At 63.1% G+C, this 10,431-nt stretch carries 19 protein-coding genes; 2 read left to right on the forward strand and 17 right to left on the reverse strand.

What is annotated here, in order from left to right:
- The first annotated feature begins 134 nt into the window (after window positions 1-134).
- Both ACH0CP_RS18630 and ACH0CP_RS18635 read left to right on the forward strand, forming a co-directional pair.
- The gene (locus ACH0CP_RS18630) at window positions 135-971 is read left to right on the forward strand and encodes an alpha/beta hydrolase (protein ID WP_346004587.1); all 837 of its coding nucleotides are present in this window, start codon (window positions 135-137) and stop codon (window positions 969-971) included.
- 105 nt (window positions 972-1,076) lie between these two features.
- Window positions 1,077-1,208: a hypothetical protein gene (locus ACH0CP_RS18635; RefSeq protein ID WP_406890180.1), complete on the forward strand. Its 132-nt coding sequence runs from the start codon at window positions 1,077-1,079 to the stop codon at window positions 1,206-1,208.
- 94 nt (window positions 1,209-1,302) lie between these two features.
- Here the strand turns inward: ACH0CP_RS18635 and ACH0CP_RS18640 are convergent, their stop codons facing one another.
- The 17 genes from ACH0CP_RS18640 to ACH0CP_RS18720 all read right to left on the reverse strand — a co-directional run bounded on the left by ACH0CP_RS18640 (window position 1,303) and on the right by ACH0CP_RS18720 (window position 10,333).
- A complete protein-coding gene (locus ACH0CP_RS18640) occupies window positions 1,303-1,740 on the reverse strand; it encodes a MarR family winged helix-turn-helix transcriptional regulator (RefSeq protein ID WP_406890178.1) in 438 nt (145 codons plus the stop codon).
- A 73-nt stretch (window positions 1,741-1,813) separates the two neighbouring features.
- Window positions 1,814-2,194, reverse strand: a complete 381-nt coding sequence (locus tag ACH0CP_RS18645) for a hypothetical protein (protein ID WP_406890176.1) — start codon at window positions 2,192-2,194, stop codon at window positions 1,814-1,816.
- A gap of 246 nt (window positions 2,195-2,440) precedes the next feature.
- The gene (locus ACH0CP_RS18650) at window positions 2,441-2,737 is read right to left on the reverse strand and encodes a hypothetical protein (protein WP_406890174.1); all 297 of its coding nucleotides are present in this window, start codon (window positions 2,735-2,737) and stop codon (window positions 2,441-2,443) included.
- A gap of 191 nt (window positions 2,738-2,928) precedes the next feature.
- The gene (locus ACH0CP_RS18655; RefSeq protein ID WP_406890172.1) at window positions 2,929-3,378 is read right to left on the reverse strand and encodes a hypothetical protein; all 450 of its coding nucleotides are present in this window, start codon (window positions 3,376-3,378) and stop codon (window positions 2,929-2,931) included.
- 11 nt (window positions 3,379-3,389) lie between these two features.
- Window positions 3,390-3,830 carry a thermonuclease family protein gene (locus ACH0CP_RS18660; RefSeq protein WP_406890170.1) on the reverse strand — a complete coding sequence of 147 codons (441 nt, stop codon included), beginning with the start codon at window positions 3,828-3,830 and terminating at the stop codon, window positions 3,390-3,392.
- 200 nt (window positions 3,831-4,030) lie between these two features.
- Window positions 4,031-4,462, reverse strand: a complete 432-nt coding sequence (locus ACH0CP_RS18665) for a hypothetical protein (protein ID WP_406890168.1) — start codon at window positions 4,460-4,462, stop codon at window positions 4,031-4,033.
- A gap of 42 nt (window positions 4,463-4,504) precedes the next feature.
- Complete coding sequence (locus ACH0CP_RS18670; protein ID WP_406890166.1) at window positions 4,505-4,897, reverse strand: TrfB-related DNA-binding protein; 393 nt, start codon at window positions 4,895-4,897, stop codon at window positions 4,505-4,507.
- A complete protein-coding gene (locus ACH0CP_RS18675; RefSeq protein WP_406890164.1) occupies window positions 4,894-5,253 on the reverse strand; it encodes a hypothetical protein in 360 nt (119 codons plus the stop codon). The genes ACH0CP_RS18670 and ACH0CP_RS18675 overlap by 4 nt, the downstream gene beginning before the upstream one ends.
- Window positions 5,250-6,197 (reverse strand): CHC2 zinc finger domain-containing protein, encoded by a 948-nt coding sequence (locus tag ACH0CP_RS18680; RefSeq protein WP_406890162.1) that lies wholly within the window; start codon window positions 6,195-6,197, stop codon window positions 5,250-5,252. Before ACH0CP_RS18680 ends, ACH0CP_RS18675 begins: the two co-directional genes overlap by 4 nt.
- Window positions 6,194-6,541: a hypothetical protein gene (locus ACH0CP_RS18685; protein WP_406890160.1), complete on the reverse strand. Its 348-nt coding sequence runs from the start codon at window positions 6,539-6,541 to the stop codon at window positions 6,194-6,196. The genes ACH0CP_RS18680 and ACH0CP_RS18685 overlap by 4 nt, the downstream gene beginning before the upstream one ends.
- Window positions 6,542-6,624: 83 nt before the next feature.
- Window positions 6,625-7,095 (reverse strand): DUF6884 domain-containing protein, encoded by a 471-nt coding sequence (locus ACH0CP_RS18690; protein WP_406890158.1) that lies wholly within the window; start codon window positions 7,093-7,095, stop codon window positions 6,625-6,627.
- Between the two features lie 51 nt (window positions 7,096-7,146).
- Window positions 7,147-7,557, reverse strand: coding sequence for an antirestriction protein (locus tag ACH0CP_RS18695; protein ID WP_406890156.1), 411 nt, complete (start codon window positions 7,555-7,557; stop codon window positions 7,147-7,149).
- Between the two features lie 124 nt (window positions 7,558-7,681).
- On the reverse strand, window positions 7,682-8,128 hold the full coding sequence (locus ACH0CP_RS18700; RefSeq protein WP_406890154.1) for a hypothetical protein: 447 nt from the start codon (window positions 8,126-8,128) through the stop codon (window positions 7,682-7,684).
- On the reverse strand, window positions 8,125-8,310 hold the full coding sequence (locus ACH0CP_RS18705) for a hypothetical protein (RefSeq protein WP_406890152.1): 186 nt from the start codon (window positions 8,308-8,310) through the stop codon (window positions 8,125-8,127). The genes ACH0CP_RS18700 and ACH0CP_RS18705 overlap by 4 nt, the downstream gene beginning before the upstream one ends.
- Before the next feature lie 2 nt (window positions 8,311-8,312).
- A complete protein-coding gene (locus tag ACH0CP_RS18710) occupies window positions 8,313-9,101 on the reverse strand; it encodes a DUF3768 domain-containing protein (protein ID WP_406890150.1) in 789 nt (262 codons plus the stop codon).
- 20 nt (window positions 9,102-9,121) lie between these two features.
- Complete coding sequence (locus tag ACH0CP_RS18715) at window positions 9,122-9,550, reverse strand: hypothetical protein (RefSeq protein ID WP_406890148.1); 429 nt, start codon at window positions 9,548-9,550, stop codon at window positions 9,122-9,124.
- Between the two features lie 120 nt (window positions 9,551-9,670).
- Complete coding sequence (locus ACH0CP_RS18720) at window positions 9,671-10,333, reverse strand: hypothetical protein (RefSeq protein WP_406890146.1); 663 nt, start codon at window positions 10,331-10,333, stop codon at window positions 9,671-9,673.
- Window positions 10,334-10,431: the final 98 nt, after the last annotated feature.

Genomic DNA, 10,431 nt, shown 5'->3' on the forward strand with positions numbered 1-10,431 from the left:
GCGGCAGAAAATCCTTGTCTAGCGCTCGGATACAGGCGATCTTCACCTCAAACGCCACGCCACTTGGGGAATGCAGGGTCTGTCCGGGACGTTGCGATCCCCATCACTGTCAACGACAAAAATGGAGAAGAGCCATGCCATTCGTTACCACCGCTGACGGCGCCGAGATTTTCTACAAGGACTGGGGGCCGAAGTCGGCCCGACCGATCCATTTCCATCACGGCTGGCCCCTGAGCGCGGACGACTGGGACGCCCAGATGCTGTTCTTCCTCGCGAAGGGCTTTCGCGTGATCGCTCATGACCGGCGCGGCCACGGTCGATCGAGCCAGGTGAGCGAAGGCCATGACATGGATCATTATGCCGCCGACGCCTCGGCGGTGGTCGAAGCGCTGGACTTGCGTGATGCGATCCACGTCGGCCACTCGACGGGCGGCGGTCAGGTCGCGCGCTATGTCGCCCGGCACGGCCAGCCCCAGGGCCGTGTCGCGAAGGCGGTCCTCATCAGTTCCGTGCCCCCGCTGATGGTCAAGACCGACAACAATCCCGAGGGCACGTCGATCGAGGTGTTCGACGATTTCCGGGCGCAGCTTGCCGCCGACCGGGCGCAATTCTACCTCGACGTGCCCAGCGGTCCCTTCTACGGGTTCAACCGGCTGCTGACCAAATCGTCCGAAGCCACCATCCGCAACTGGTGGCGGCAGGGGATGATGGGATCGGCCCAGGCCCAGTATGAGGGCATCGCGGCCTTTTCGGAAACCGATCAGACGGCCGACCTTCAGGCGATTACCGTGCCGACACTGATCCTGCAGGGCGATGACGATCAGGTCGTGCCGTACAAGGCGGCTGCGTTGAAGCAGCATGCGTTGATCCGTGGCAGCGAACTGAAAATCTACGAAGGCGCGCCGCACGGCATGCACACCACCCATGCCGAAGAGGTCAATGCCGACATTCTGGCCTTCATCCATGGCTGAGACGTTCGTTGGGGATGTCCTGCAACGTACTCGACGGATCGGAGCTGCCAGCGGCGGCTCCGATCCAACGCCGATCGTTGACCGGCAGGGTGGCTCGTGCCACGGGTGGCGGTGCTTGCAGCCGGCAACCATGCCACGCTCAAGCCGTTCGAGCGTATTCCGCGTACCGGCAATGCCATCGCGGCGATGCCTGGCGAGACGTTCGCCGCCGATCGCAGGTCGGGCGCACGGGCATGACGGCGGCAAGCGACAATGTCGTACCCTTGGTCCCGATTACGCACTCGTCCATGCGGAGGTGCCGGAAGCATTCGCCATGTTCTCTACGCGCCGGTCACTCCGTCGCTTCCATCTCTTCGGCGATGATCGCGAAATAACCCGGCAGCAATTGCGCCAGCAGCGCACTGCCACGATCGGTCAACCCGACATGCTTCGTTCGCGCGTCTAGGTCATCCCTGGTAACGACGAGCAGCCCCTCCGTCTCCAGCGCGCGCAAGGTTCGCGCGACGATCGGGCCTGCCACGTCGAGGCGGGCCGTGATCTCGCCGACCGTCAGCGTATCGCGTTCGGGTTCCCGGTCGATGACGATGAGGAACAGGAAGCGGAGTTGCGACAGCCCATGCTGCGCGAAATAGCTTTCCAGCCGGCGTATCAACAGGCTTGCCCGCCGCATCATCGACAGCCCCCGCGCGACCGAATCCGCCGGCATGCCGTACGTGCCGGCATAGCCATCGATCATCTGCCGCGAGGGCAGTTCCTTCAGGAAGAACATGCGTGATCCTCCATCGCTGCGATCAGGGCTGCCGGTGGCGCGGCCGGCGGGGAGGATCGATTATCGCTCATCCTCAAGCCACCGGCTGCATGAAGACGATTTCCACCGGCGCAGCGAGCCAGTCCTCATATTGGCGATAGACAGCTTGCGTATAGGCCTGCGCATGGTGCGCCTCGAATGCGGCATTATGAAGGCCGTGTTGGCGGTAGGTCATGTAGGTGCATCCTGCCATGTGCCGCGCCCAATCCAGCGGAGCGAAAGCGCGCTCCTCATCCTCGTTTATGTCGTTGGTGCGGCCCTCATAGTAGAGGTTGCCGTCGTCATCGTAGAGCCGGAAATCGTAAGAGAGGGGGTCGCCAGCGGTAACAAAGGTCTGCACCCGCTTGCCGTTCTCGTCGTCACCAACTCCGTGCGAGTTCGTGCCGATGTGGTCTGCGGTAATGATCCAGCGCATGTTCGATCCTTCCTCTTTGTCTTGATGACAAAGTCGGCGGTTCGGTGAAAGCGGGCAGGGTCAATGACGCGGCTTTAGCCGCGCCGCTTTAGCGGGCGACGGGGGAGCCGATTTGCGAAGCAAATTGGGGGAACCGTCGATCATTGATGCTGACCGCTTTTGCCGAAATGCTAGGAAGTCATCAGAGAGAGTTATATTCCTGCGGCAGCGGGAAAGGGGCGCGCTCGATGCGCGCTCATTTCCCTTTCAGCGTTTCGCCTGGGCGGCTCGCTCGTAGTAGTATCCGGCCTCGGCGCATGTTTGTACGGCGATGCCGAACCATTCGAGGCGATCGGCGGGAGCATCGTCAATGCCAATAGGAAGGGCAGGGGCCTCCCGCCCGGTTCGCATCATCAAGCGCCGGATAAGCGTGTCGATCAGTGCGAGGCGTTCGCCGTCGTCCAGCTCCAATTCATCGGCCGGTTCTCGGCCGACTTGTCGGAAACCAGCCTGCTCCATGATCGGGGTGAATGTCCGAACGATCATCGCAACTCTGTCGGTCATCACCATTCCTAAAAAACGCGGCCGGCTTGCCGGCCTCCCTGCTGCGAGCATGGCGTAGCCACGCACAGCGGCACGCGAGGATCGTTACCCGGCAGGGCCAAGACCCGTAGGGGCTTGGTCGGAGCGAAGCGGAGATAGAGCCGTGCCCGAAGGGTCGCGCCCAACTCCTCCCCTTTTTCCCCTTCTCCCTTCTACAAGCCCTCGATCATCACGCCCTTGCCGCCAGCATACTGCCCGATCTGCATCCCTCTTGCATCCGATGCGCGTCCGTCATGCGTCCGTTGTGCGTCCGAACTGCGTCCGAACTGCACCCCCCATGCTTGCCGAAACCCTTGCTTAACTTGCCTCAACCTACCCCAAAATGTCGGCTCGGGCGGGGTGCGTCTTATCCCTTGCTCAATATCCCGCATGATCTGGTTCGCGCGTTCCACGATGTATCCCAAGCGCCGCGTGCCATTCGGGCTAAGCGCCCGTTGACGTACCAACGGCGGAATATCAGCGATCAAGGTCAATAGCTCCGCAACCTGCTCGGACCTGCCAGCATCGCCCACGTAGAAGCGCGTATTATGGATAGCGACCTCCAAAACCTTTAGAGACTCACCTATCCAAAAATCGGATTCGGCCCTGTTGTCGTCGTGCATTTACTGCCTCCTCAATAACGGCCTTTGGCGCTCCTCGATCGCAATTCCGCCAGCTTAGCCATTTGCGCTGGGTAGCTGCGCCACAACCCCGATCGCGTGAGCTTTGCCTTGCTCATTAGCTCGTCATAGAATCCGCAATCGTATCGCTTGTAGCTGACTGCGAAGCCCTCACGGATCATGCGGTTTCCGAAATCCTCGCCGGTCCTATTTAGACGGCATTGCGCGTTTTTACGTCCGTAGCTGGTCAGGCTTGATGGACACATTTTGCCCGTTCGCAACGCCACATTGGCGGCAAGGCTCGTTGAACAAGTAAGCCCTTCTTGCTCAATAATCGCCGCTGCCCGTCGTCCTGCGGCCCGCTTCATGGCTTCCGGTTTATCGGGCGCATCTATGCCCCAAATCCGCACACGTTCGCCGTCTATGTCGAACGTGTCCCCGTCGATGACGCGCACGTATCCATCTTCCCGCGCCGAAGGCGAGGCTTTGTCAGACGCGCGCGCCGAAGGCGCTCCATCGGCGCCAGCCATTGGATGATTACGCGCGTCCCCAACGGGGACGCTCATTCCCAAGGCTGCGGCTGCAATACCCGCACCCGTCACCGCAAACCATGTCCAGGCCGGATAGCGCCGTTGCCGTGGCCTATACGGGCGCATTAGTCCCGCTCGGCCTCGATGTAGCGGCGATCGTTCTGGTGCTGGTGCTGGTGCTGCCGGTCGTGGCCGCTGGCTTTTGACATATCGGTAGCGAGGCCAGCCTTTCCGTGCGGATAGCTGATTTCGGTGTCGCGACCTTCGCGCACTGCACCGCTCAACGCGATGCGGTCATGCTGGATGACCTCGTTCGCCCGGTTCTCGCGCTGCTGCAACACATGCTCGGCTGTCACGGCGATAATCTTGCCGCGATACGTCTGCCCCGGCTCGGCGCGCTGCGCGCTGTTCGCCGCCCGCTCGCGAAGCTCCTCGATGTTCTCGCGCTCTGCCTCATGCTGGGCCAGCTTCGGCGCGATCTCGACTTGCCGATCGCGCTCAACATTGGTCCGCTGCATTGGGGCGGGTATCTCGGATTTCGACGGCGTATCAGCCACGGCTCTATCTCCATCAAGCGCCGCGCCTGCGCGGCAATCAAATTACGAGTTTGCCACCTGGGCGCGGGCCTCGGCCTCCATTTCACGCACGCGCGCGATCAGCTCGGGGGGAAGCCAGATTTCCAGCAACTGCCAATTTGCCGGAACCTGTTGCGCCTCTTTCAAGACGCGCTGAACCGCGAGGCTCACGCGCTGCCGGCTGAGTTTGTATGCCGCTGCAACCTCGGTCTGGCTCTTGCCATCAACCAAAACCTCGCGTGCGATACGCAGGGTGTCGAGCGTCATGCGGCCCAACCGGCTCTGTACGGCGTCGAACTCCTCGGGGGTCATCGTCGCGCTGCTCAACGTCCTATCTCCATCCTTCGGGCGTTCGCCCGATCCGCTGTCAATACCTGTCAATACAACCTTTTGCGGCTGTTGACGATAGCGGCTCATGTTCGCGCGCCGGTGATGGCCTGCGCGATGCGCGCGAAAACCCCCGGCCTATCAAACCTCGGCCAATAGCGTTGGTCGGTAGCGCCCTCATGATGGCTCTGAACAAGGGCGCGCGTTCTGGCACGAACCTGCTCCAACCGTTCCGGCGTGTGATAACCGCTCGCCCCGCCGTCGCCGCGTGCAAACGCACCGACATTATGCAGCATGTCGGCAAGTTGCGTTACGGCATATACCGTGTCCCCACTTAGGGGCTGGTTCATGCGATTGCCGTAGCCGGTGACTAATCGGATTGCCGTGAAGGCGTCGCCGGCCGCTTCGATCCATTCGGCCTTTTGACCGTCAAACCGCTCCGTCACTTGGCTCTCTCCTGCTGCCGTAATTCGTCGTTCCAATCCTCAAACCGGGGGTCAGGAAACACGGGCCGGACCTTCCGGCCCTGCTCGGTGTAGGCCAGCTCGGCGGCTTCGATCGCGGCACGGCCTGGTGCATTGTTGTCGCCCGCCAAAATCACCTCCTCGACCTCGGGCGGCAACTCGACATGCGCCAGCCCCCCGGTTCCAAGTGAAACCCAAACGCTCGCGTCGGGATGGCGCTGGCGAAGGGTCAAACCGTCCTCGGGGCCTTCGCAAAGCACGATCCGCCGCGCCACGTCGCCTAGACGGAGCGCGCAACCGCGTGTCTGCCCCAAGCTCAATTTGGGGTTCGTCATCCGCGCCTTCCGGCCCTCGCGATCAAGAAAGATGCGCTGCACGCCTACAATCTTGCCCCTCACGTCCTGACAGGCCGCGATTAGAGCGGGTAGGCGGGGACCGGGCTTGCCCGTCTCCTTGTCGATCCGAATAGGCGCATAGGTGAACCGAACGGACCAAGGGACCGGCCCGGTGATGCCCCGCGACCGCAAATAGATCTCGGCGGGGGTGCCTGTGATGCTACGGGCGCTGGCCCACTGGCGAAAGGCTTCCTTCGTCGCCTCGATCCGCTCGGCGCGCTCGATCCGCTCGGCCTTCGCGCGGTCGATCGGATCGGCCGCGGGCAAATCGCCGTTCGCCAGAAACTCAACCGCACCGCGGAAGTCCAGCCCGTCGATCGCGCGGATAAAGTCGATCACGTCGCCAGACGCGCCGCACCCGAAGCAATGAAACAGGCCCTTGGTGTCGTTGACCCTAAAGCTGGGCGTGTTCTCCTGATGGAAGGGGCAAAGCCCGACATGCTCATGCCCTGCTTTCCGTAGCTTCACGCGACGGCCGATAACCGCGCTTAGGCTATGGCGGGCTTTGACCTGCTCGACGTCGATTTTCATTTCGGCGTACCTCCGAAGCGGATGCCCCAACGGGCGAGCGCGCCGGCAACGCCGGCATAGGATTGTGGGTGGACGCCATCGCGGGCGGGATAGGCGGCAAGGTCCATTTCGGAATCCCCAAAACTGACCGCGACCCGGTGAACGATCAACGCGGCCTGCCGGTCGTAGGGCAGAAGCCACGCCACGCGCTTGCCGGTGATCCGCGCGCGGATCGCGGCGAGGTTACGGGGCAGGGCAGGGTTGCGCGGATCATTGCTGCCTGCGGAGATAACAACGAACGTCGCATCGACCGGAGGGACGCGCCACGACGCGATTTCGGCTGATCCGGCACCCTGACGCGCCACAACCCTGCAAGCTGGCCCCTGCGCGGCCCTGACGGCCTGTGCGGCGAATTGGGCGAGGCTATCGCCAACCATGAGGCAAAGGATCACGACAGGCCCTCGAACAAGTCGAGCTGCGCCGCCATAGCGGTGCGCTCTCTGATTGCTTCGACCTGGGCGGCAAGCCACGCCTTTTGCTGGCCGATACCCAAGCCCTCCATAGGAACGCGACCACGCGCGCCAGTCCATGACGATAGCGGATCGCGGTAGAGCCTGCCTGCCAGTATCACGACGGGGGTTCGCGGCCCGATCTGCTCGGCAAGCTGGGCGGTAACGCGCTCGCCCCATGCGCGGCGCTCGGCTGCGGGCATATCGCCAAGGGTCACATCATAGGGCGCGATCACCCGCGATGGTGCGACCAGCCCATAATGCGCCGACAGGATGAACCAGCGCCCGCCCTGCGCGGTCACATAGGCGCGGGCCTTGTTGAACCAATCCGATTGATAGAGGTCGCGCGCCCGCGCTGGCTCGCTGCGCTTCTGGCTGACACATGCAACAAGGTGGACAGGGCGGGGCATGGCGGTTTCCTCGTCCAGCAAAGCCGGGGGAAGGCCCCCGGCCTGCCTTGGTCAGTCGATGGCCGCGAAGATGGCGGGCCGCTCGGCGTGTTCGCTCGCGAAGTCGCGAAGCTGATAATAGAGGTCGGCCATCCGCTCGGTGCCGTCCTCGGCCAGCACGTTGAGCATGAACAGGGTGGCGACGATACCAGCGGCATCCGCGCTCATGGTTCCCTCATAGCCGTTGCCGTTCCACGAAACGCGCATCGGCTTGTCGATCGCCGGGGCCATGTAAAAGCCGCCATTCGACAGGCGGTAGTAATGCCAGTAGCCCCCGGCGTAGTCGATCGACAGTCGTTCCATGAACTTGAAAGTCATGCTTTCAGCATGAAGCATTTGCCGGAACTCGAAAAAGTCGGGCAGAACCGAAAGCCGCTTATCCTCGGGAACGAGGTTTGCGACGATCGCGGTAGGCTTATCCATTGCGCCACTCCTGCGGGAGTTAGAGAAAGCGCCGGGGAAGGGGTTGCCGCCCCTCGATCCCGGCCCCTCATATATAGGCAGGCTGTCAATAGCTGTCAATAGAAGTGGCGTTATTTATTGACAGTCACTCGCCATAGTTGGGCGCTACGTCGCGAACCTCGACAAACGCGATCTTCTCGCTGCGCTCGTTGCCAACAAGGTCGAGATAGACATAGACCATATCGGGAAAGACGGCGCTCCCCTTGCGCCAGATTACACCGCATCTGCCTGCAAACTCGCCGGGGCTGTCATCTGCGATCTTGACCGGCTGACCTAGCCGCAACCAATTTGCCGCGCTGGCGAGCATTGCGGCAATCTCGTCCTTAGTCAGAAAGGGGCGCGGCTTGAAGTTTCGCGCGGTACGCTTTGGCGGCCTCGGTGCCGTGTTCGGATGGTATGTCTCGATAGCTGGTGCGCCGAACAAATCTGCCTGAACAGTCGCGATCCGCTGGGCGAGCTGGCGCGCGCGATACTCTGCACGCCAGTGGCCATCCGGGGTCAACTGCCTCTCGGGTTCGTCCTGGGGGATCATCTGCCGCCCTCGATGTCGGCTATGGTCGTGGCGCGCATCCAACCGCGAAGCTGCCGGTCGCTGCATACCGGCACCGGCTTGGCCTCATGGGTGAGGGTGGGACCGTCGAATAGGTCGGGCTGGTGGCCGATGATCTTCGGGGTAGGAACGTGGCGCGGCTCGCGCACGGCACGGCGGGCCATTGTCAGGCCCTCCGCTCGTCGGCCAACCCAACCCAAACGACACGGCGGGTCAGGTCTGTATTCCACGGCACGCGCGATTCCTCGTCGCTGTCATAGCGATGGTAGGAAATCTCGAACCGGAACGCCTGCGCGTCGATCGTGAAGATGCCTTCCCGATGCTCGCCGCTCGGATCGGTGTTGTGGCCCCAATCCGCATAGTCCGCGAACGCATGATAGAACCGCGACCACAGGCCCCGCGAAACGGTCAGGTGCCGGTGCGGCTCTGGCTGCTCCGGTGTCGGCTCAAAAAAGGGCGAAAGCCATAGCAGCAGCCCCGGCGAATAATCCCAATGCGTCCAGTAGAACTCCCGCGCCCGCGCTATGTCGTTCAAGCGCGCTGTCTCTGCGATCCGCTCGGCAACGCTCATGCTGGCGAAATCGTCCGGCTCGGCGGTCAGCGTCTTGGCGACCTCGCGCCGGATATGATTTTGCATCGAGGCCGTCAGCGGGCCGGTCCAGCGCGCCCAACGGCTGCGAACCTCGGCCCGGATATGCGGGGGCAGGGCGTAGAAGCGAGCGCGAACCTCCCGCCACTCTGCCGCGATCTGCCCCCGCCGCTCGATCACGCGCCGGGTCCAGTTTTCCTCCCGGCGCTGCATCTCCTCGTCGGCGCTGATCTGCCGCGCTGCCGTCTGCGCTGCGAACAAGGGGAGGGCGTTGCGCTCTGCGACCTTCTTTCGCTCGAACGCCGCGATCTTGCGCGGGGTGACGTTGTAGGCGTCGTGGTGGCGGGTGTGACGGGCAAAGCGCATTGCGTACCTCCCGACAGGGCCTAGCGGCCCTGCTCCCGTTGGTAGCGGAGATTGGACAGGGCGAGCATGGCGAGCGTTGCCTTGCGCGTGTACGGGGCCTGCGCCTCGGGCGTCATGTCGGCCCATTTGTGGCCGTCGTCGTTCGCAAGCGCGCTGGCGACTGCCTCTTGCTCGGCCCTGACGGTGTTGTCGTCACGATGGGCGAGGGTGAGGGTGAACCGCTCGCGCTGGCGCTGCAACAGGTCGGGCTTGAGGCCATGAAGCCAGCTCGGCCCGAAATCGGCATGGTTGCGGACGGAATGAAGGTCAGCGGCGTGCGGCTCGTAATGGTCCTGCCCGTTGCCCCATTTCGTCCAAAGCGCGTCCTTCCAAGTGCGCCCGTAGCGGTCGCGGAAGTCGAGAAGTGCGATCCATTGTGCGATTGTCGGGGTCGGCTTGCCGGTGGTCATGGCTGGCTCCTGCGGTGGAGATTGAGGGGCCGGGAAGGGGTTGCCGCCCCTCGGTCCCGGTCCCTCTTATATAGGCTTTCTGTCAATAGCTGTCAATAGTATTGCCGCAATCTATTGACGCTAGAACGCGAACGCGACCTGTCCTCCCCGATCCTCGTAGAAGTCCGATGCCGGGGCCGCTGCGCCGTCGATCCATGCCGGAACATCCTCGGCCTGTCGGCGCTCGCGGAAGCCGGGGGCAAGCATCTTGCGCCCGCTCTCCGAAAGGCTCTGCTCGATCATCACGCGCGCGGCCTCGTCCACCGTCTGCCCCTCGATCATGTCGCCTTGCCAGCGGGACCAAAAGCCCGTGTCACTGATGAACGGCTTACCCGCGTCCACCACATGCAACCCGATGTGTGCGGGCATGGATCGGCCAAGGTTGGGATCAAAGACGACACGGACGCGCATACCATCGACGGTTAGGACGAACTCGCCGCGCTGCCCCCAACTCGGAACCGTACCGGGCTGGGCGGCGCAGGCGTCGAGCATCTGGTCGGGGGCCTTCCCCGACATTGCGAAGCCGAATAGCTCGCCGTCGTTCAACGCCACCAACGCGGCTAACGCGCGCTCATCTGCGGTGCGGCGCGCGCGCTCGTCACCGGCCATGATAGCGGCATGGTAGGCGTCTGCGGCTTCGACCAACGCGGCGCGGCGTCCATCGTGATCGGCGGGAAGGGCTGCGGCCAGCCCCTCGATCCGCATGGTGTCGGCACGCATCTGGCGCTTGAAATCCTCGGTCATGCCGCTGCCTTCAAGCTGTAGGGCCCAGTCGGCCCGAAGCTGCGATTTTGGTCATCTTGGAGAACACGTCGGGAACGGGCTGGTTGTTGTTGACGATC

Source organism: Sphingomonas sp. 179-I 2A4 NHS (genome assembly GCF_045369135.1).
In the GTDB taxonomy this organism is placed as follows: domain Bacteria; phylum Pseudomonadota; class Alphaproteobacteria; order Sphingomonadales; family Sphingomonadaceae; genus Sphingomonas.

Coding starts and splice junctions, on each gene's coding strand:
- ACH0CP_RS18720 (WP_406890146.1), bottom strand. CDS start 10,333: ATGACCGAGGATTTCAAGCGCCAGATGCGTGCCGACACCATGCGGATC.
- ACH0CP_RS18695 (WP_406890156.1), bottom strand. CDS start 7,557: ATGGATAAGCCTACCGCGATCGTCGCAAACCTCGTTCCCGAGGATAAG.
- ACH0CP_RS18700 (WP_406890154.1), bottom strand. CDS start 8,128: ATGATCCCCCAGGACGAACCCGAGAGGCAGTTGACCCCGGATGGCCAC.
- ACH0CP_RS18705 (WP_406890152.1), bottom strand. CDS start 8,310: ATGGCCCGCCGTGCCGTGCGCGAGCCGCGCCACGTTCCTACCCCGAAG.
- ACH0CP_RS18640 (WP_406890178.1), bottom strand. CDS start 1,740: ATGTTCTTCCTGAAGGAACTGCCCTCGCGGCAGATGATCGATGGCTAT.
- ACH0CP_RS18690 (WP_406890158.1), bottom strand. CDS start 7,095: ATGCCCCGCCCTGTCCACCTTGTTGCATGTGTCAGCCAGAAGCGCAGC.
- ACH0CP_RS18655 (WP_406890172.1), bottom strand. CDS start 3,378: ATGCACGACGACAACAGGGCCGAATCCGATTTTTGGATAGGTGAGTCT.
- ACH0CP_RS18715 (WP_406890148.1), bottom strand. CDS start 9,550: ATGACCACCGGCAAGCCGACCCCGACAATCGCACAATGGATCGCACTT.
- ACH0CP_RS18650 (WP_406890174.1), bottom strand. CDS start 2,737: ATGACCGACAGAGTTGCGATGATCGTTCGGACATTCACCCCGATCATG.
- ACH0CP_RS18630 (WP_346004587.1), top strand. CDS start 135: ATGCCATTCGTTACCACCGCTGACGGCGCCGAGATTTTCTACAAGGAC.
- ACH0CP_RS18645 (WP_406890176.1), bottom strand. CDS start 2,194: ATGCGCTGGATCATTACCGCAGACCACATCGGCACGAACTCGCACGGA.
- ACH0CP_RS18670 (WP_406890166.1), bottom strand. CDS start 4,897: ATGAGCCGCTATCGTCAACAGCCGCAAAAGGTTGTATTGACAGGTATT.
- ACH0CP_RS18680 (WP_406890162.1), bottom strand. CDS start 6,197: ATGAAAATCGACGTCGAGCAGGTCAAAGCCCGCCATAGCCTAAGCGCG.
- ACH0CP_RS18710 (WP_406890150.1), bottom strand. CDS start 9,101: ATGCGCTTTGCCCGTCACACCCGCCACCACGACGCCTACAACGTCACC.